The sequence below is a fragment of the Pseudomonas sp. MPB23 genome (genome assembly GCF_046605395.1).
Classification (GTDB): domain Bacteria; phylum Pseudomonadota; class Gammaproteobacteria; order Pseudomonadales; family Pseudomonadaceae; genus Aquipseudomonas.
In genome coordinates this window covers 54,796-73,185 of sequence record NZ_CP176771.1, presented here as the reverse complement: position 1 = coordinate 73,185, position 18,390 = coordinate 54,796, and the positions used below count along the sequence as shown (strand labels likewise).

The following is an 18,390-nucleotide window of genomic DNA, read 5'->3' as shown; positions in this document are numbered from 1 at the left end:
CGACGCCCGTTCATGGCAAGGCCGGTTTGCGGCGCAGTTTGTCGCCGGCCGGGTGCATGGCTTCGCGCAGGAAGCCGACGCCGGTGCGTCGGTCCAGGCGGAACAGGGTATTGGTCACGTACACGTCATCGCGCAGGCCAACCACTTCCACCACTTCGCTCACGCAGCGGCGGCCATCGGGCAGGCGCGTGAGTTGAATCACCACGTCCAGGGCGGCGCAGATCATCTGGCGCAGGGTCTTTTCCGCGATCGTGCGACCGGTCAGCCCCACCAGGGTTTCCAGGCGCAGCAGCGCATCCGGCGCGTTGTTGGCGTGGACGGTGCTCATGGAACCGTCGTGACCGGTGTTCATGGCGGTCATCACGTCGAGCACTTCCACGCCACGGATTTCCCCGAGGATGATGCGGTCCGGGCGCATGCGCAGGGCGTTGCGGATCAGGTCGCTGGACCTCACTTCACCGTGGCCTTCGGCGTTGGGCGGACGGGTTTCCAGGCGCACCACATGGGGGTGGCCCAGTTGCAGTTCGGCGACATCCTCGATGGTCACCAGTCGCTCATGGGGGTTGATCAACTGGCTGAGGATATTGAGCAGGGTGGTCTTGCCGGTGCCGGTGCCGCCGCTGATGAGGATGTTGCAGCGCTTGCCCACGGCCTCCTGGAAGAACTCGAAGATGCTTTGGTCGATGGTCTGCATGGCGACCAGGTCGCTGCTCTTGAGCATGTCCTTGCGGAATTTGCGGATTGACAGGCACGGCCCGTCCAGGGCAATCGGCGGGATGATCGCGTTGACCCGGCTGCCGTCGGGCAAGCGTGCATCGACCATCGGCGAAGACTCATCCAGGCGCCGCCCCAGGGGCGCGAGGATGCGTTGCATCACGCGCTCCACATGGTGGTCGTCGATAAAGCGCAGATCGCTCTGGTGCAGCAGACCATCGCGTTCGATAAACACCCGGTGCGGTCCGTTGACGAGGATTTCGGTCACTGACGGATCGCGCAGCAGCCCTTCCAAGGGGCCGAAGCCGGTGAGTTCGTCGACGATCTCTTCGGCCAGGCGCTCCATTTCATAGCGCGAGATCGCCAGGCGCATGCGCGTGATGTAGTCGCAGACTTTGTCGATGACAAATTGCGCCAGGGATTGGCGCGTGCCTTCGAGCAGGTTGCGCCCCGACTCTTCGATGGCGTCGATGATGTAGCGATGCAGCACCAGTTTCAGCCCATCGTGATCGCTGTTGCCGCCAACGTTGCGGGCCGGGCCGCCGAACAGTTTTTCGCCGCTCATCGTCCCGCCCCCAGGAAGCGCCCGAACCAGCGCATCGACGGTTTTTCCAGGCCCTCGGAGCGTTTCGCCAGACGCTCTCCGAGGACGCGCACGGCTTGGGTAAAGGGTTCGCGCGGGGCCAGGGCAAACAGGGTCTGGCCCTGGTTTTTCACGTTCAGACGCAGTTCGGCGCTCAGGGGCAGCACGGCGATGCATTCGAGGCCGTAGCTTTTTTCCAGGGCTTCGATGTCGGGGGCGCAGGACTTGATGTAGCGGTCGATCACCAGCTTGGCGTGATCGAGCTTCATGCCTTTGTCGCGCCAGCGGTTGATCACCGCCAGGTTGCGGCGGCAGTCCAGTACATTCTGGTCGGTGCACCACAGCAATTTGTCGCAGTGGCTGACAAAGGTGCGCAGCGCTTCGCTGTCCGGTTGCCCGGTGATGTTCACGACGATGTGCTGGAAGTGTTGGCGCAGTGCACTGAGCAACATGTACAGCTCGGCGGCGCTGGTCAGTTTGAGCGGCTCGTCGCCGGTGGCGTACGCCAGGATGCGCAGGCCGTCGAGGGCTGTAGTAAACGCGCTGTTGATCAAGGTGGTATCAAGGCGGCGCAAGTGCCGCAGCGCATCGCCGAAATTGAACGTGCTCTCCAGACCCAGCAGGGCCAGGCTGTCGCTGCGCGGCAGCCCGAGGTCCAGCAACAGGGTCTGCTGCCCGCTTTTCTGTACTACCAGCGCCAGGTGGGTCGCGAGCATCGCGCCATCGGCGTTGCTCTGGGTGCCGAACAGCACGGTCAGGCCGCCGAGTTGGGCGTTGGGCGGGGCCGGTGGCAGGCGCTTGCTCAGGCGCCGCACCAGCCCCGCGACTTCGCTGGAACGCGAGCCATAGGCGACGAAATCCCGCGCGCCGGCGCGCATCGCGTTGAGCACCAATTGGTTGTCCATGCCATCGCCCAGGGCGACCACGGCGAGCATCGGTTTGGCCTCCAGCGCGCCTTCGATCAGCGCGCTCTGGGCCACCACGTTGTCACGGTCCAGGCCGATGAACACCAGGTTGCTGAAGGTCACGTCCACCAGCGCGAGCAGTTCGTCCAGGCTGCCGGTGCCGGCGCTCACGACTTGGCCAAGGGGGGCGAGGGCGCCCTGGAGCCATTCCAGGTCGGTGGCGTTGCGGGTCATTGCCAGAAACGTCTGGCTCAGGTTATCGCTCATTGGGAAAGTCCACTGCGCCGGTCGAAATTGCCGTTTTCCAGGAAGAACAGGCGATACCAGTTCGGGTCGTAGCCGCGCAGTTGCTCGCCGGGTAAAGAGGGCAGTTGGGCGTTGGCCGCCAGCGGCTGCACCAGGTGCGGCGTGACGATCATCAGCAGTTCCTTTTCTTCGCGGCTGCTGGTGGCGTCGCGAAAAAACGCGCCGAGGATCGGGATGTCACCCAGCCCTGGAAACTTGCTGACCGAGGCGCGGTTGTTGGTGCTGATCAGGCCGCTGATCACGAAGCTTTCGCCATCGGCCAGGGACACGCTGGTGTCGGTGCGGCGCACGGTCAGGGCCGGCACCTGGATGCCCTGGATCTGCACGGCGTTGCTGTAGTCCAGTTCGCTGACTTCCGGCGCGACCTTGAGAGTGATGCGGTTGCGGTCGATCACCGTGGGCGTCAGGGTCAGACGAATGCCGAATTCTTTGTATTCGATGGCGATGGTGTCGCTGCCGGCGCTGGGCACCGGGATCGGCACCTCGCCGCCGGCCAGGAAGGTTGCGCTCTGGCCGCTCATGGCCAACAGGCTCGGGCGCGCCAGGGTATAGGCGAAGCCGCTGCGTTCCAGGGCGTTGATCATCGCTTTGACCCGGCCACCGCCAAAGCCGACGTTGAAACTGTCCGTGCTCACCGGCAGTCTGAACACGCCTTCGCTGGGGGACAGCAGGTTGGGACTGCCGAGGAAAAAGTGTGTGCCCGCGCCGAGGAAATTGGTGCTGGCTTCCTTGAGCTTGGAGCGGCTGACTTCGACAAAACGGATATCGGTCTGTACCTGGCTGGGCAGTGTCGGGTCTTGCGACGGTGACAGGGTCAGGCTGGTCAGCGCCGATGTGGCCTTGCCTTTGACGAACACCATGCTCTGGCGCGGCGCGCTGGCGCAGGCGGTCCAGACCATCAGGCTGGTGGCGCCGCTGCCCACGCCGGTCAGCAGAAAACTACGGTCGCCATTGACCCGCACGTCGGCGATTTTCGGCTCGCCGATCGCCAGGCGGGTGATTGCCACCGGCGATTGCAGTTCTTGTTGCAGGCCTTCGCCCACCTCGACGACGGGCGGCAACTGGCCCAGGGCGCTGCAATTGCCCGGCGCCGCGACGGCCAGGCCAATCGGCAGGCTCGTCAGCATCAGCGCCCAGGCAATCGGCGCGAACAGGGGTGCGTAGCGATGGCTCATTCAAGGCATCCTTGCTCGATTACGGGGTTTGGGGCGCCGCCTGGGCGCCGCGAATCACTTCAATGCCACGTCGTACGCCAGGCTCGCCGCCGGCTGCCGCGAGTCTTTTCGGTGGGCCGATCAGGGCCAGTTGGGTGAATTGGTAGAGGTCGCGGTTGGTGCTTGCCAGTTTGTCCGGCGCCGCGTTTTCCCCGGCCCAGTAGCGGCTGAGCAATTGCTCCTCGGCGCTGCGTACGGCCAGGCGCAAGGTGCCGGCTTGAGCCGCGAGCATCAGGCGACTCAATAACGGTTCCGGCACCGCCAGCACCACGGTGCGCGCCGCAGCACGCCGCTGGGCGGCCTGGGCGCGTTCTTCGGCGGTGACGGGGGGCGGCACGGCCGGCTGGCCATCGTTGGCCAGGCCCATTTGGTCGCCGACGCTGAGCAGGCGCATGGCCGGGAGGACGACCTGGGCCGACTGTTCGGCATTGACCGCGTCCTGGCGCAGAAACAGCAGCACATCCACGTAATCGCCGGGGCTCAGCTGCCCGCCGGCGCCGATCACCTCGTCCACGGCGACGGCCAGCGCGCGTTCGCCAGGGCGGATCATGCGGGCCAGCGGGCCGCCGGCGCTGAAGCTGTCTTCGTTGAGCCAGGTGCCGGCGCCCAGCGTGCGCAGCGGCATGCGGCCGATGGCCTGGTCGAGTCGGGTCAGGCTGCCGGCGGGGACCGTGCGCAGTGTTTCCACCGCGAGGTCGGCGGCGGTGAGCGGGACGAACGCCGGGGCATCCTTGACCAGCACCACGACGGGTTGACGGCTCTGGTCTTCGACGGTGGCAACGGTGTTTGCAACGGAAACGACAGGTGCTGCGACAGGTTCCGTTGGGCGACTCAACACCAGCCCCCAATACCCGGCGATCAATGCCCCAATAAGCAGCACGCCCGCCAGGACCATGCTGATACGACTGTTCATGACGGCTCTCCCTTTCCCTGTTGCACTACGCATTCGTTTAATCCAAACGAATTAATCTGCAACTTGGCTGTAATGAACATCTAACGATTTGGCTATTGGACGGTAGCTCAGCTAGGACAAAATGCCATTACCTGCAAAAAATATAGCTAAACGAAAAAAGATACCCTTATAGATACGCCGGTTTTACGCGTTAACGTTGCGACTAATACTTTATGACTAATCAGTTCTTACAGTTGTGAGGCCGCGGTTTGTTGACAATGCTCAAGTCGCACGCCGCGATCACGTGCCAGAGCCGTGCCGGCTTTCCGTGGCGTTTTAGGGAGAAGTCTTATGTTCCTTGACCTGATGTTGAAACTGTATGTTCAGACACAACTATTCTTCAAACGCAAAGACGGTGCCTCGGGTATTGAATACGCCATTATTGTCGCGCTGGTTGCGCTTGTTATTGTCGGTGCCGGTACAGGGCTTGGAACCAAGATCAGTACAATCTTCACGAACATGGCTACCAAGATGCCGACCGGGACGTGATCCTAAGTTGGCGTAGCGATTACCGATACTTCCTCTTGCAGGGGCGGCCATGAGCGCATCGTCTTCACGTCAACAACTCTTATTGGTGGACGATGAAGAGGACGCTCTGATCGAACTTGCCGAATCCCTCACCCATGAGGGATTTGTCTGTTTCACCGCCAATTCCGTGACCTTCGCCCTGCAAGAATTGACACTTCACCCTGATATCGCCCTGGTCATCACCGACCTGCGCATGCCCGAGGAAAGCGGTATGTCCTTGATCACGCGCTTGCGCGAATACAGCTCATGCCCGCACCTGCCGGTGATGGTGATGTCGGGTCATGCCGAGATGGATGACGTCAGCGACATGCTGCGCCTGCAGGTGCTCGACCTGTTCCGCAAACCGATCTACCTGGTGCGGTTGATTGAAACGTTGAACCACCTTTTTCCCCGTGCAAAAAGCCACCTGTAGGCGCGAGCTCGCGCCGCCAGGTTTTTCAATCAGAGTTGATAACTGAAACTCAGCGTATAGCGCGCACGCCGGTTGAAATTGTCCAGCGCCACGTCGGACATCGGCTTGGCCGCTTCCAGGGCGACGTTGTAGTACTTGGCGTCGCCAAAACGCAGGCCCACGGCCGCCGACGACATGTCGTTGCCCTTGACCGGCAGGTCGTTGAACCAGGTCTTGGCGCGGTCGAACACCACATAGGGCTGCAGGATGCGCACCCAGTCGCCGGCGCGGTTGTAGCTGTAGTTGACCTCATAAGCCACGCCCCAGCCTTTGTCGCCCGAGCCCTGGTCGTCGGGGTAACCACGGCCGAAGTTCTGCCCGCCGAAGGTGGCGCGTTCGCTGTCGGGCAGGGTGGCATCGCTCCAGTACAGCGCGCCGGACAGCACGCCCTGCCAGTGCTCGAACAGACTGTTGCTCTGCACGCCGGACAGGCGCAGGCGCAAGAAATCGAGGTCCGGTTTGAGGCCGCCGAAGTCGCTGCGGGTTTTGGCGCCCAGGCCGTTGATGCCCTGGTACAGCCCGGCGCTGAGGATGCGCAGTTGGGTGGTGTCGGCCTTGCGCCAGTCGCCCTCGAACGCCACGGCGCGCAGGTCGGTTTCCAGCGTCAGGCGTTGTGGGAAACCGACCAGTTGGTAGCGGGTGGCCTGGTCGACGGCGTAGTAGCGCGCGCCGAGGTTCAACGACTCCGTGGGCGAGGCGATCAGCGGATGGCTGACGCCGATGGCATAGCGGTCGATTTGCTGGTGCGGCTTGAGTTCGAAACCGTCGCCCAGTTGCAGGTTGCTGCGCGGGTCGGCGCGGTAGCGTTCGCCCGACAACGCCAATTGGGTGCCCTCGGCATTGATGAACTGGCTGTAGGCTGCGCGGTAGTAGTGTTCTTTGTCCTCGCCGGGCGGGAACAGGCCGCTGACGCTCAGTTGTTCGCCCATGGCGGTCCATGAGTTGCTGGTGGCGGTCAGCAGCGCTTGGGTGCCGCCGCGGCTGGCTTCGTTCAGGCTCATGCTGGTGGTGAAGGGTTTGCGGCTGGCGCTGATGTGCATGCGGGTGCCGCCATCGGTGGTGCCGGGTGGCGGCACCTGGGCCTGCAAGGTCACGCCCGGGATGGCGCTCATCAGGGTGGTGTAGCGCTCGAAGGTCTTGCGCGTGAGTGGGCGTTCGGCCTGAAGTTTTGCCGCGAGTTTGTCGACGTAGGACGACACCGCGCCGATGTCGCCTTGCACCTGGTAATCGCGGATATAACCCTCGACCAGCACCACCTGCACCAGACCGTCTTCGAAGCGTTGTTGCGGCAGGAAGGCGTAGGACAGCAGGTAACCGTCTTGCTGGTAGCGCCGGGTGATGCTGCGGGTGGCTTCGATCAATTGCGCCAGGTTGGTTTCATGGCCGATCAGCGGCGCGAAAGCCTGGGCGACCTCCTTGAGTGGATACACCGTACCGCCGTCGATCTGCAGTTTGCGGATGGTCACTTGGGTGTCCATCTGCAACGGCTGCGCCTCGGTGGCAGCGGGCGCCGGCAGTTGGGTTTGCGGGGTGGCTGGTCGGTAGGCGTCGGCGGGCAGGTTGGGTACCGGCAGGTTGCGGATGGTGTCGTTGCTGTTGAGGAAGCTGGGAAGGGTATCGGCGTGGGCGTAAGCATTGAGGGTGAGCACTAACAACGGTGTCAAAGCGCGCATAGGACACTCCATGGTCAAAACTGCTGCAGCGTTTGGCTGGTTTTCGCCGGGCTCTGGGGCGCGGTTCGGGGGCTTTCGGGATCACTCATTGATCCCAAAAAAAGACGAGAGACTTAGTGGGTCTCTCGTCTCAACCAAGCGTAGGCGCTGTAGGGGAGGCCGTCTAACCGGCCAGGTGCAATTCTATTGTTTGCCGCTCAGGCCACCCAGCAGCCCGCCGAGCAGACCACCGTTTGCACTTGCCCCGGCACCGGCCGAAGCCCCGGCGCCGACGCTCAGGCCGCCAGCGAGCAAGCCACCGCCGGTGCTGGTGCCGCCGCTGACCAGGCCACCGACCGACGCCACGGTGTTACCGACTGCGCTCACCGTACCGCCCACGGCGTTGGTGATCGGGTTGGCATGGGTGCCGCTGATCTGACCGCCCAGGCTGCTGACGGCGCTGCCCACATTCGTCACCAAGCCGTTGACGGGCGCACCCAGGCCGACGGTTTGGGTCAGGTTGCTCACGCCGCTGGTGCCTGCACCGGGATCGACATAACCGCCGGCCTTGCCGACCGCGCTGCCTACACCGTTGAGTACATTGCCCACGGCGCCGGTCAGCGGGTTGCCGGTACCGCCGGTGCTGGCGACTTTATCGCCCAGGCCATCGACGGTAGCGCCGACTTTTTGCAGCAGGCCGCCGACCGGGGAGTCGAGGCCCGTGGTGGTGCCGACTTTACCGGTGGTGTTTTCCACCAGGGACACCACCGGCACCAGGACTTTCGCGCCCAGCGTATTCGTGACCGAACCCAGCGGGCCGGAGGTGCTCGCGGTGCTCAGGGTGTCGCCGAGCATGGTCACGGCATTGCCGACCTTGCCGACGACGTCGCCCACCACCGGTGCCGCCGTGCCCACTACCGGCACTTGCCCCAGCAGGGTGGCGACGTTGCTGCCGGTGACGGTTACGCCATCGCCCAGGTCGGCGACGCCGTTGGCCACGCCGGCGACGGTCTTGCCCAGGGCATTGCTGTCGGTACCCAGCGAGCCGAGGCCGTCCGACAGCCCGGTGCCGATGCGGCTGACCGCCGTGCCGGTAGCCGTCACCAGGCCATCAGCGGTTTCGCCGACGATCGGCAGGCTGCCCAGGGTCGTACCCAGGCTGCTGACGGTGCCACCGAGGTCGGTCACGGTGCTGCCGAGGGTATCGACCACATCGGCCGTGACCAGGGTGCTGGTGGTGCCGGTACCGCCGCCGGTACCGCCCGTGCCGCCACCGCCGGTGCTCCCGCCGGCTGCGGCGGTATCCGAGGAGGAGGAATCGCTACTGTGATGCCCGCCACCACCGCTGCTGCAACCGCCGAGCGTCAGTGCAATGGCCAGGGCCAGCGCGGTACTTGTTTTCCACAACACGACTTGAGTTTGCATGATTGAGTTCCTTGCACCTGTACAACCTGGGTTGTCTCAAACACTCGCTATTTCTTGGGATAGTGATGTGTTTGTCCGTGGGGCTATAACAGGCCTGGGTGCTCTTTCTCACAATGCTCTACTTGGTATTAACGATTTATATACAGCGCGGGTGTACCGGTTAAGTCATTAATACCAACGGTATAACGGTCGGATGTAGCAAGATATATATGCTTTATGAATCAAAAGCTTGAATAAAATAGCGGACGTTAAAACGTCCGCTATATCGTAGGGTGTATATATACAATTAATCAGTGTGTTTCAGGCGATCGGCCGCCATCGGCCGACCATATGTTCAATCTCCCCGGCGCCTTTCAACAGCCACTCACCGCTGGAACCGGCGGCGCTGGCCAATAACGTTACTTCACTGGGCAGGCGCACGGGCTTGCTGAATTCGACGTCTATTTCGATAGGGGCGGCAGGCAGGTGTTCGCCCAACGCGGCGAGGCTGCGCGCCGTGTTCCACAACCCGTGGGCGATGGCCTGGGGGAAGCCGAACAGCTTGGCGGTCAGGGCGCTGAGGTGGATGGGGTTGTAGTCGCCACTGACCCGCGCATAACGGCGGCCGATATCGGCGGGCGCCGTCCAGCGCGTCAGTTCGCGGACATGAGTGGGCGTGGGCAATGCCGCGTCAGTCGCTGCGCCTTCGAGCTTCACGCCGCGACACAGCATGCGGCTCTGCGCTTCCCACAGCAGGCCGAGGGCATCTTCGGCGGTGGTCACGATGTCAAAGGTCGCGCCCTTGTGATGGGGCTTGAGGTTCTGCGCGTGCACACTTATCCACAGGTGGCTGACACCGCCCAGAGGGCGATGGCGGCGGATGCGGTTGCTCAGGTGAATCAACCCCAGCAGCGGGAAGGGGAACGAGGGGTCAGTGAGCAACTGCATCTGCACACCGAACGCCAGGATGTGCGGATACGTCGCCGGCAGCAGGGGGCTGTCGGCAAACCCGCAGACCTTGCGATACGCCGCCACATCCCGCGGGTTGATGCTCACCTGACAGCGCAAGCCGTGGGCGGGCAAGGTGCTGCCGCTGATCTTGCGCTTGAGCGCCGCGCGCCAATACAGCGGCGGCAGAAACGGTGTTGTGTCTAAGGTTTGCCAGTGCATGCTTACGCTCCCAATAGACTTTGCCCACACACCCGCAGCGCTTGCCCGCTGACCGCACCGGAGCCCGGCTGGCCGAGCCAGGCCACGGCTTCGGCGACGTCCTGTGGCAAGCCGCCCTGGCCCAGGGAACTCATGCGCCGCCCGGCTTCGCGCAGGGCGAAGGGGATATGTGCGGTCATCTGGGTTTCGATAAACCCAGGAGCCACGGCGTTGATGCTGATGCCGCGCGCCTTGAGCAACGGTGCCCAGGCCTGGGCCAGGCCGATCAGCCCGGCCTTGCTCGCCGCGTAGTTGGTTTGCCCACGGTTGCCGGCGATTCCGCTGATGGAGGCCAGCAACACCACGCGCGCGTTGTCGTGCAGGGTGCCGCTGTCGAGCAGGGCCTTGGTCAGCACCTGCGGTGCGTTGAGGTTGACCGCGAGCACCGCGTCCCAGTATTCCGGGGTCATGTTGGCCAGGGTCTTGTCGCGGGTGATGCCGGCGTTGTGCACCAGGATGTCGAGGCCGTCGGGCAGTTGTTCGATGAGCTGGCTGGCAGCGTCTTCGGCGCAGATATCCAGTGCCACGGTGCGCGCACCCAGGCGCGCGGCCAGGGCGTCGAGGTCGGCCTTGGCCTGGGGCACGTCGAGCAGGATCACCTCGGCACCGTCGCGGGCGAGGGTTTCGGCGATGGACGCGCCGATGCCCCGGGCGGCGCCGGTCACCAGCGCCTTGCGCCCGGCCAGTGGGCGGGTCCAGTCCTCGACCGGCGTGGCGCAGGCGTCCAGGCGGATCACCTGGCCGCAGATGTAGGCACTTTTCGGCGACAGGAAAAACCGCAGCGCACCTTCCAGTTGGTCTTCGGCGCCGTCGCCGACGTAGAGCAATTGCAGGACGCCGCCGTTGCGCAGTTCTTTGGCCAGGGAGCGGCTGAAGCCTTCAAGGGCGCGCTGGGCGCTGGCGGCAAACGGGTCGTCGAGGCTTTCCGGGGCGCGGCCGAGGATCACCAGGTGCGCGCTGTTCTGCAGGTTTTTCAGCAGCGGCTGGAAAAATTCGCGCAGTTGCTTGAGTTGATCGGTGTGCCGCAGGTCGCTGGCGTCGAACACCACCGCCTTGAGCTTGGGGCCGTGGCCGGGAATCCAGGTCGAGGACTCGCAGCCGTACGTGTAGATGGCGTCGGTGAGCTTGTGGGCAAACGCCTGTACATGAGTTGTCAGCGTGCCACTACTCAACAGCAGCGCGCCTTCCACCGGGCGCAGGCGCCCGGCTTGCCAGCGTTCCAGGCGTACCGGTGACGGCAGGCCAAGGGCGGCGACCAGGCGATGGCCGAGGCTTGAGTTGGCGAAGTCGATATAACGGTCAGACATGGAACGCTCTCCGAAGGCTGGGGTTCAAAGGGTTGACCACCCCAGGGTAGCAGTCGTTCGACTAGGCTCAGATATCCAGCCCACAACAGACAGGGAGCTTTCCATGACTCAATTGCGCCGTGTAGCGATCATTGGCGGTAACCGCATTCCTTTCGCCCGCTCCAATGGCCCCTATGCCACCGCGAGCAATCAGGCGATGCTCACCGCCGCCCTGGAAGGCCTGATCGAACGCTACAACCTGCACGGCCTGCGCATGGGCGAGGTGGCCGCCGGCGCGGTGCTCAAGCATTCGCGCGACTTCAACCTGACCCGCGAATGTGTGCTGGGCTCGCGCCTGTCACCGCAAACCCCGGCCTACGACATTCAGCAGGCGTGCGGTACCGGGCTTGAGGCAGCGCTGCTGGTGGCCAACAAAATCGCCCTGGGCCAGATCGAATGCGGCATCGCTGGCGGCGTGGACACCACCTCCGACGCGCCGATCGGCGTGAATGAAGGCCTGCGCCAGATTCTGCTGCAGGCCAACCGCAGCAAGTCCATGGCGGATAAATTAAAACTCCTGTTACAACTTCGGCCCCATCACCTCAAACCTGAGCTGCCGCGCAACGGCGAGCCGCGTACCGGTCTGTCCATGGGCCAGCATTGCGAACGGATGGCCCAGACCTGGCAGATTCCCCGCGCCGAGCAAGACCAGTTGGCCCTGGAAAGCCATCAGAAAATGGCCGCCGCCTACGCCGAAGGCTGGCACAACGACCTGCTCACGCCGTTTCTGGGCCTGACCCGCGACAACAACCTGCGCCCCGACCTGACCCTGGAAAAACTCGCCGCGCTCAAGCCCGCCTTCGAGCGCAGCGAAAAGGGCACGCTCACCGCCGGCAACTCCACGCCGCTCACCGACGGTGCCTCCCTGGTGTTGCTGGGCAGCGAAGCCTGGGCCCGGGAACGCGGCCTGCCGATCCTGGCGTATTTGCGCGATGGCGAGGCGGCGGCGGTGGATTTCGTCAACGGCGCCGAAGGCCTGCTGATGGCGCCGGTGTATGCGGTGCCGCGCTTGCTGGCCAGGAATGGTCTGACGCTGCAGGATTTCGATTACTACGAGATCCACGAAGCGTTCGCTGCCCAGGTGTTGTGCACGCTCAAGGCGTGGGAGGATGCGGATTACTGCAAGACCCGCCTCGGGCTGGACGCGCCGCTGGGGTCCATCGACCGCAGCCGGCTCAATGTGAAGGGCAGCTCCCTGGCCGCCGGCCACCCGTTTGCCGCCACCGGCGGGCGCATCGTCGCCAACCTCGCCAAGTTGCTCGATGCGGCGGGCAAGGGGCGCGGGTTGATTTCGATCTGTGCGGCCGGCGGCCAAGGTGTCACTGCGATCATCGAGCGTTGATTGCCGGCGAAACTGGCATATTGGATGCATTCTTGAGTGGTCAGAGGTCGGTAGCCTCTCCCACCGGCGAGCCGATTGCCGTATAACGAGTGCCATACGCGTATTTGGTAATAAAGGACCCACAATAAAAGCTGATGAAGACTCCTAAACGCATTGAACCCCTGATCGAAGACGGTCTGGTCGACGAAGTGCTGCGCCCACTCATGAGTGGTAAAGAAGCAGCTGTTTATGTGGTGCGCTGCGGCAACGAATTGCGTTGCGCCAAGGTTTACAAGGAGGCGAATAAACGAAGTTTTCGTCAAGCGTCCGAATACCAGGAAGGCCGTAAGGTCCGTAACAGCCGCCAGGCCCGGGCCATGGCCAAGGGCTCCAAGTTCGGCAAGAAAGAAACCGAAGATGCCTGGCAGAACGCTGAAGTGGCGGCACTGTTCCGCCTGGCCGGTGCGGGCGTTCGCGTGCCTCAGCCGTACGACTTCCTCGAAGGCGTGCTGTTGATGGAACTGGTGGCCGACGAATACGGCGATGCGGCGCCGCGTCTGAATGACGTGACGCTGGAGCCGGACCAGGCGCGTGAATACCACGCCTTCCTGATTTCCCAGATCGTGCTGATGCTGTGTACCGGCCTGGTGCACGGTGACCTGTCCGAGTTCAACGTACTGCTCACGCCCACGGGCCCGGTGATCATCGACCTGCCCCAAGCGGTGGATGCGGCGGGCAACAACCACGCGTTCAGCATGCTGGAGCGGGATGTGGGCAACATGGCCTCCTACTTCGGGCGCTTTGCCCCGGAGTTGAAAAAGACCAAGTACGCCAAGGAAATGTGGGCCTTGTACGAAGCCGGCACCTTGCACCCGGCCAGCGTCCTGACCGGCGAGTTCGACGAGCCGGAAGAGTTGGCGGACGTGGGCGGTGTGATCCGCGAGATCGAAGCCGCGCGGCTGGATGAAGAGCGTCGCCAGGCGATTCGGGCGGCGGATGATGCGCCACCGAGCAAAACACCTGACGAGCCACCGCCGCCGCCGTGGATGCAGTGATCCCCCGGCAAGTGGCAATCTGAAAAGTGTGGGAGGGGGTAAGCCCCCTCCCACATTGGATTGTGTGTGCCGTCAGTTACATCATCCGGCGCAGCAGCTTCCGGACGCCAACTCCTTGAGAATCGGGCAGTCCGGGCGATGATCGCCCTGGCAGTGATCGACCAGGTCCTGCAAGGTATCGCGCAGTTGCCCCAGCTCCAGAATCTTTTGGTTCAACTCTTCTATGTGCTGGCGCGCCAAGGCCTTCACATCGGCGCTGGCGCGGTGCCGGTCCTGCCACAACGTCAGCAGCTTGCCGACTTCTTCCAATGAAAACCCCAGGTCCCGCGAGCGTTTGATGAACGCCAGGGTGTGCAAGTCGTCGTCACCGTACACGCGATAGCCGCTGTCGGCGCGATGGGCGGCTTTGAGCAGACCGATGGATTCGTAGTAGCGAATCATCTTCGCGCTCAACCCGCTGTGGCGGGCGGCCTGGCCGATGTTCATGGGTGTCGATCCTCCAGATCCTTGGGTTTCCAGGTTTTCAACAGCAGCGCATTGCTCACCACGCTGACGCTGGACAAGGCCATGGCCGCGCCGGCGAGGACCGGGTTGAGCAGGCCGAACGCCGCGAGGGGAATGCCGATCAGGTTATACACAAAGGCCCAGAACAGGTTCTGGCGGATTTTGGCGTAGGTCTTGCGGCTGATTTCCAGGGCGGCGGGCACCAGGCGTGGGTCGCCGCGCATCAGGGTGATGCCGGCCGCGTGCATCGCCACGTCGGTGCCGCCCCCCATGGCGATACCGATATCGGCAGCGGCCAGGGCCGGGGCGTCGTTGATGCCGTCGCCGACCATCGCCACCACGCCGGTTTTTTTCAGCTCGGCGACGGTGGCGGCTTTTTCGGCGGGCAGCACTTCGGCGTGCACATCGTCGATGCCCAGCGCCTCGGCGACCACGCGTGCGCTACCGCGATTGTCGCCGGTAAGCAAATGGCTGCTGATGTGCTGCGCCTTGAGCTGCTGCACGGCCTCGAGCGCACCGGGCTTGAGGGTGTCTCCGAAGGCGAACAGTCCCAGCACGCGCGGCTGCGCACCTTGTTCGATCAACCAGGACAAGGTCCGGCCTTCGGCTTCCCAGGCGGTGGCGGAGTTGGCCAGGTCGCCTTCGCTCAGGCCGCTTTCTGCCAGCAGACGGCGGTTGCCCAGGGCGAGCGCCTGGCCATCAAGCGTGCCGGCAATGCCGCGTCCGGTCAGGGACTGGCTGGCGCTCACATCCGCGACGCTCAGCCCTTGCTCGGCGCAGGCATCCAGCACGGCCTTGGCCAGCGGATGTTCGCTGCCGCGCTGCAAGGCGCCGGCTTGTTGCAGCACGTGGGATTCATTGCCGTCCACTGCGGCCAGATGGGCGATTTTCGGCGTGCCGGAGGTGAGGGTGCCGGTTTTGTCGAACACCACGACGCTGACGGCATGGGCACGTTCCAGGGCGTCGGCGTCCTTGATCAGAATGCCATGGCGCGCGGCGACGCCGGTGCCGGCCATGATCGCGGTCGGTGTGGCCAGGCCCAGGGCACATGGGCAGGCGATCACCAGCACGGCGACCGCATTGATGATCGCGGTCTCCAGCGCGGCGCCATAGAGCCACCAGCCCAGCAGCGTGATCACTGCCAGCACCAGCACCGTCGGCACGAACACCTGGCTGACTTTATCCACCAGTTTCTGGATCGGCGCCTTGGCCGCCTGGGCGTCTTCCACCAGGCGGATGATTCGCGCCAGCACGCTTTCCGCGCCCAGGGCCAGGGTGCGCACCAGCAGGCGGCCTTCACCGTTGATGGCGCCGCCGGTGACCTTGTCGCCCGGTTGTTTCGGTACCGGCAGGCTTTCGCCGCTGATCAGCGCTTCGTCGGCATGGCTTTGGCCGTCCACCACTTCCCCGTCCACCGGGAAGCGTTCGCCGGGTTTGACCAGCACCTGGTCGCCGAGCTGCAGCGCGCTGATGGCGACGTCTTCTTCGCGGCCGTCGACCACGCGAACCGCCCGCTCCGGCCGCAAGGCTTCCAGGGCCCGGATGGCGCTGGCGGTCTGGCGTTTGGCGCGGCTTTCCAGGTATTTGCCGAGCAGCACCAGGGCGATCACCACCGCCGAGGCTTCGAAGTACAGATGGGGCATGCTGCCCGCCGGGGCGGTGAGCCATTCGTAAATACTCAGGCCGTAGCCGGCGCTGGTGCCGATGGCCACCAGCAGGTCCATATTGCCGGCGCCGGCGCGCACAGCTTTCCAGGCGGCGATATAGAAGCGTGCACCGAAGATGAATTGCACTGGTGTCGCCAGGGCGAATTGCACCCAGGCGGGCAGCATCCAGTGCACGCCGAAGGGTTGTGCCAGCATCGGCAGCACCAGCGGCAACGCGAGCAGAATGGCCAGCAGCAGCGCCCAGCGTTCGTGGTGCAGGTGCTGGGCCTGACTGGCCTCGGTGGCCGTTTCGCTCTGGGGCAGGGTGGCGGTGTAGCCGGCCTTGTCGACGGCGGCGATCAGCACGGCGGGGTCCATCTGGCCGAGCACTTCGATGTGGGCGCGCTCGTTGGCCAGGTTCACGCTGACGCTTTGCACCCCCGGCACCTTGCCCAGCGCGCGCTCGACCCGTCCGGCGCAGCTGGCGCAGGTCATGCCGCCGATGGGCAGGTCAAAGGTGGTGGTTCCATTCATGGGGCAGTCCTCCTGAAGACGTTGCCCCTAGGATCAACCTTGACCTGTGGGGAAGGTCAAGCGTCTTTAGTATCCCAATGCCGCAGGCTTGAGGTACATGCCTTCCGGGCCTTGGGCGATGCGTAATTTGCGCACGTCACCGACCTTCAACGTAATGTTCTGCGCGGGGGGCGCCAGCAGGCTCGGCAGGCAGCCCGGCGCTTGCCCGGGCAACAGTTTCAGGCGCAGAGACACATTGCCCGCCGGCAAGTTGAACGAGGTGGCTTGTTCCTGGAACAGCCGGCCCGACAACTGGTCATTGATGTACAGGCCGATCTCGCAATTGGTCGGCACTTCCAGGCGTTCCCGGGAAATGATCAGCACTGCATAGTCTTCTGCGGCCTGGGCCGGGGGCGCAGCGGCAGACAAGCACATCAGGCCGACAAGGCCAAAAAACGACCAGCGCATGGCGAATGCTCCGTGGTTCACATCTAAGAAAGGCCCAAGCTTGGCCGACGTTGCCGCCGAATACCAGCCCGGCAGAGATTCTTGGAACTTGACCTTGCCATCGTGGCAAGGTCGACACTGCGTCCAACCTCATCAAAGGAGTCATGTCATGCAAGTATTCAGCGTTGAAGGAATGACCTGCGGCCACTGCGTCAAGGCCGTGACCCAGGCGATAAAGAGCCAGGACCCGGCGGCCGAAGTGACGGTGGACCTCGCGGCCAAGCAAGTCAGCGTGCAAAGCCAGCTCAGCCACGAAGTGATCGCCGGGTTGATCCGCGAAGAGGGCTACAGCGTCGTCTGAATTTTAATAGATAGCGAGCTAACTTAATGTTCAAGGCACTCAAGCGCGGCTAGACTGTTCGGCTGCCGACACACTTGGGTGCCTGATGAACCTCCGCATACTCCTGATTCTGGGTGCCTTGAGCGCCTTCGCGCCGCTGGCGATCGATTTTTACCTGCCGGGCTTTCCGGCCATGGCCACGGCGTTTGCCACCGATGAAAAGCACATCCAACTGACCCTGGCGGTGTATTTCGGTGGCCTGGCCATCGGTCAATTGATCTACGGCCCGCTCGCCGACCGGTTTGGCCGACGCGGGCCGCTGCTCAGCGGCGTCACCCTGTTTACATTGGCGTCCTTTGCCTGTGCCTTTGCACCGTCCCTGGAATGGCTGATCGCTGCGCGCTTCGTGCAGGCCCTGGGCGGCTGCGCGGGCATGGTGATTTCCCGGGCGGTGGTCAGCGACAAATGTGATGCGGTGGGCTCGGCCAAGGTCTATTCGCAATTGATGCTGGTGACCGGCCTGGCACCGATCCTCGCGCCGTTGGCGGGCGGGTTGATGGTCGGGTTGTGGGGCTGGCAGTCGATCTTCCTGACGCTTTCGCTGTTCAGCGTGATGGCCGCCGTCGCTGTGGCGGTCGGTTTGCCGGAAACCTTCCCGGCCCATCAGCCACGTCAGCCGTTGTCCGGGTCGCTGCGCCGCTATGGCGCGTTGTTGTCCGACCGGGTTTACCTCGGCTATGCCTTGACCGGCGGTATTTCGATTGCCGGGATGTTTGCCTACATCGCCGGTTCGCCCTTTGTATTTATCAAACTGTACGGCGTACCCGCCGAGCATTACGGCTGGTTGTTCGGCTCCAACGCTGCGGGATTCATTCTGGTGGCGCAGGTCAATGCGCGCTTGCTGGCCCGGCGCGGTCCGGCGTTTTTGCTGTCGCGCACGGTGTGGGTCTACCTGCTGGCGGCGTTGGCGCTGTTGGGCATTGCCGCTTTGCGCACCGAGGCTTTGTGGCCGTTGTTGGTGCCGCTGTTTATCTGCATCGCCAGCCTGGGCTGTATTTTGCCCAACACCTCGGCCTGTGCCATGAGCGGGCAGGGCGCGCGGGCCGGCAGCGCTTCGGCGTTGCTCGGCTGCATTCAGTTTGGCGTGGCGGCGGGCGCGGCATCGTTGGTGGGCGTGCTGCACGACGGCACCGCCATGCCGATGGCCATGGTCATCTGCTTGTGCGGTGTGTTGGCGGTGACGATTGCGATGGCGACCCAGCGCCTGCAACGGGCGAGGGCCGCGCAGGCGCAGGTCTGA

At 63.9% G+C, this 18,390-nt stretch carries 17 protein-coding genes; 6 read left to right on the top strand and 11 right to left on the bottom strand.

Going from position 1 to position 18,390, the window contains the following annotated elements; all coding sequences use genetic code 11:
- Positions 1-10 precede the first annotated feature (10 nt).
- The 4 genes from ACLH0J_RS00325 to cpaB are packed head-to-tail and all read right to left on the bottom strand — an operon-like array spanning position 11 to position 4,635.
- Complete coding sequence (locus ACLH0J_RS00325) at positions 11-1,279, bottom strand: CpaF family protein (protein ID WP_411390406.1); 1,269 nt, start codon at positions 1,277-1,279, stop codon at positions 11-13.
- Positions 1,276-2,469, bottom strand: a complete 1,194-nt coding sequence (locus ACLH0J_RS00320) for a pilus assembly protein (RefSeq protein WP_411390405.1) — start codon at positions 2,467-2,469, stop codon at positions 1,276-1,278. Before ACLH0J_RS00320 ends, ACLH0J_RS00325 begins: the two co-directional genes overlap by 4 nt.
- Complete coding sequence (locus ACLH0J_RS00315; RefSeq protein ID WP_411390404.1) at positions 2,466-3,683, bottom strand: type II and III secretion system protein family protein; 1,218 nt, start codon at positions 3,681-3,683, stop codon at positions 2,466-2,468. The genes ACLH0J_RS00320 and ACLH0J_RS00315 overlap by 4 nt, the downstream gene beginning before the upstream one ends.
- 19 nt (positions 3,684-3,702) lie before the next feature.
- Positions 3,703-4,635 carry a Flp pilus assembly protein CpaB gene (gene cpaB / locus ACLH0J_RS00310; RefSeq protein ID WP_411390379.1) on the bottom strand — a complete coding sequence of 311 codons (933 nt, stop codon included), beginning with the start codon at positions 4,633-4,635 and terminating at the stop codon, positions 3,703-3,705.
- Positions 4,636-4,965: 330 nt separating this feature from the next.
- Between cpaB and ACLH0J_RS00305 the strand changes: the two genes are divergently transcribed.
- Positions 4,966-5,163: a Flp family type IVb pilin gene (locus ACLH0J_RS00305; protein WP_411390378.1), complete on the top strand. Its 198-nt coding sequence runs from the start codon at positions 4,966-4,968 to the stop codon at positions 5,161-5,163.
- A 49-nt stretch (positions 5,164-5,212) separates the two neighbouring features.
- Positions 5,213-5,614: a response regulator gene (locus tag ACLH0J_RS00300; protein WP_411390377.1), complete on the top strand. Its 402-nt coding sequence runs from the start codon at positions 5,213-5,215 to the stop codon at positions 5,612-5,614.
- Positions 5,615-5,643: 29 nt separating this feature from the next.
- Here ACLH0J_RS00300 and ACLH0J_RS00295 read toward each other — a convergent pair whose 3' ends face one another.
- From ACLH0J_RS00295 to ACLH0J_RS00280, 4 genes are all read right to left on the bottom strand, one after another.
- Positions 5,644-7,326, bottom strand: a complete 1,683-nt coding sequence (locus ACLH0J_RS00295; protein ID WP_411390376.1) for a ShlB/FhaC/HecB family hemolysin secretion/activation protein — start codon at positions 7,324-7,326, stop codon at positions 5,644-5,646.
- A gap of 183 nt (positions 7,327-7,509) precedes the next feature.
- A complete protein-coding gene (locus ACLH0J_RS00290; protein WP_411390375.1) occupies positions 7,510-8,730 on the bottom strand; it encodes a collagen-like triple helix repeat-containing protein in 1,221 nt (406 codons plus the stop codon).
- Between the two features lie 300 nt (positions 8,731-9,030).
- On the bottom strand, positions 9,031-9,879 hold the full coding sequence (locus ACLH0J_RS00285) for a MaoC family dehydratase (RefSeq protein WP_411390374.1): 849 nt from the start codon (positions 9,877-9,879) through the stop codon (positions 9,031-9,033).
- A gap of 2 nt (positions 9,880-9,881) precedes the next feature.
- Complete coding sequence (locus ACLH0J_RS00280; protein WP_411390373.1) at positions 9,882-11,225, bottom strand: 3-oxoacyl-ACP reductase; 1,344 nt, start codon at positions 11,223-11,225, stop codon at positions 9,882-9,884.
- A gap of 103 nt (positions 11,226-11,328) precedes the next feature.
- Here ACLH0J_RS00280 and ACLH0J_RS00275 point away from each other — a divergent pair, with 103 nt between their 5' ends.
- Complete coding sequence (locus ACLH0J_RS00275; protein WP_411390372.1) at positions 11,329-12,606, top strand: acetyl-CoA C-acetyltransferase; 1,278 nt, start codon at positions 11,329-11,331, stop codon at positions 12,604-12,606.
- Positions 12,607-12,740: 134 nt separating this feature from the next.
- On the top strand, positions 12,741-13,640 hold the full coding sequence (locus ACLH0J_RS00270; protein WP_010567652.1) for a PA4780 family RIO1-like protein kinase: 900 nt from the start codon (positions 12,741-12,743) through the stop codon (positions 13,638-13,640).
- Positions 13,641-13,721: 81 nt separating this feature from the next.
- On the opposite strand, the gene cueR is transcribed toward ACLH0J_RS00270, so the two are convergent.
- From cueR to ACLH0J_RS00255, 3 genes are all read right to left on the bottom strand, one after another.
- Positions 13,722-14,126 (bottom strand): Cu(I)-responsive transcriptional regulator, encoded by a 405-nt coding sequence (cueR, locus tag ACLH0J_RS00265; protein ID WP_411390371.1) that lies wholly within the window; start codon positions 14,124-14,126, stop codon positions 13,722-13,724.
- Entirely contained in the window at positions 14,123-16,324 is a 2,202-nt protein-coding gene (locus tag ACLH0J_RS00260; RefSeq protein WP_411390370.1) for a heavy metal translocating P-type ATPase, read from the bottom strand. The genes cueR and ACLH0J_RS00260 overlap by 4 nt, the downstream gene beginning before the upstream one ends.
- Before the next feature lie 66 nt (positions 16,325-16,390).
- Entirely contained in the window at positions 16,391-16,771 is a 381-nt protein-coding gene (locus ACLH0J_RS00255; protein WP_411390369.1) for a hypothetical protein, read from the bottom strand.
- Between the two features lie 148 nt (positions 16,772-16,919).
- Between ACLH0J_RS00255 and ACLH0J_RS00250 the strand changes: the two genes are divergently transcribed.
- Both ACLH0J_RS00250 and ACLH0J_RS00245 read left to right on the top strand, forming a co-directional pair.
- Entirely contained in the window at positions 16,920-17,111 is a 192-nt protein-coding gene (locus ACLH0J_RS00250) for a heavy-metal-associated domain-containing protein (RefSeq protein WP_411390368.1), read from the top strand.
- Positions 17,112-17,196: 85 nt separating this feature from the next.
- Positions 17,197-18,390: a multidrug effflux MFS transporter gene (locus tag ACLH0J_RS00245; RefSeq protein WP_411390367.1), complete on the top strand. Its 1,194-nt coding sequence runs from the start codon at positions 17,197-17,199 to the stop codon at positions 18,388-18,390.

Excerpts from the sequence above, each read along its gene's own strand:
- ACLH0J_RS00325 (WP_411390406.1), bottom strand. The coding sequence starts at position 1,279 with ATGAGCGGCGAAAAACTGTTCGGCGGCCCGGCCCGCAACGTTGGCGGC.
- ACLH0J_RS00320 (WP_411390405.1), bottom strand. The coding sequence starts at position 2,469 with ATGAGCGATAACCTGAGCCAGACGTTTCTGGCAATGACCCGCAACGCC.
- ACLH0J_RS00315 (WP_411390404.1), bottom strand. The coding sequence starts at position 3,683 with ATGAGCCATCGCTACGCACCCCTGTTCGCGCCGATTGCCTGGGCGCTG.
- cpaB (WP_411390379.1), bottom strand. The coding sequence starts at position 4,635 with ATGAACAGTCGTATCAGCATGGTCCTGGCGGGCGTGCTGCTTATTGGG.
- ACLH0J_RS00305 (WP_411390378.1), top strand. The coding sequence starts at position 4,966 with ATGTTCCTTGACCTGATGTTGAAACTGTATGTTCAGACACAACTATTC.
- ACLH0J_RS00300 (WP_411390377.1), top strand. The coding sequence starts at position 5,213 with ATGAGCGCATCGTCTTCACGTCAACAACTCTTATTGGTGGACGATGAA.
- ACLH0J_RS00295 (WP_411390376.1), bottom strand. The coding sequence starts at position 7,326 with ATGCGCGCTTTGACACCGTTGTTAGTGCTCACCCTCAATGCTTACGCC.
- ACLH0J_RS00290 (WP_411390375.1), bottom strand. The coding sequence starts at position 8,730 with ATGCAAACTCAAGTCGTGTTGTGGAAAACAAGTACCGCGCTGGCCCTG.
- ACLH0J_RS00285 (WP_411390374.1), bottom strand. The coding sequence starts at position 9,879 with ATGCACTGGCAAACCTTAGACACAACACCGTTTCTGCCGCCGCTGTAT.
- ACLH0J_RS00280 (WP_411390373.1), bottom strand. The coding sequence starts at position 11,225 with ATGTCTGACCGTTATATCGACTTCGCCAACTCAAGCCTCGGCCATCGC.
- ACLH0J_RS00275 (WP_411390372.1), top strand. The coding sequence starts at position 11,329 with ATGACTCAATTGCGCCGTGTAGCGATCATTGGCGGTAACCGCATTCCT.
- ACLH0J_RS00270 (WP_010567652.1), top strand. The coding sequence starts at position 12,741 with ATGAAGACTCCTAAACGCATTGAACCCCTGATCGAAGACGGTCTGGTC.
- cueR (WP_411390371.1), bottom strand. The coding sequence starts at position 14,126 with ATGAACATCGGCCAGGCCGCCCGCCACAGCGGGTTGAGCGCGAAGATG.
- ACLH0J_RS00260 (WP_411390370.1), bottom strand. The coding sequence starts at position 16,324 with ATGAATGGAACCACCACCTTTGACCTGCCCATCGGCGGCATGACCTGC.
- ACLH0J_RS00255 (WP_411390369.1), bottom strand. The coding sequence starts at position 16,771 with ATGCGCTGGTCGTTTTTTGGCCTTGTCGGCCTGATGTGCTTGTCTGCC.
- ACLH0J_RS00250 (WP_411390368.1), top strand. The coding sequence starts at position 16,920 with ATGCAAGTATTCAGCGTTGAAGGAATGACCTGCGGCCACTGCGTCAAG.
- ACLH0J_RS00245 (WP_411390367.1), top strand. The coding sequence starts at position 17,197 with ATGAACCTCCGCATACTCCTGATTCTGGGTGCCTTGAGCGCCTTCGCG.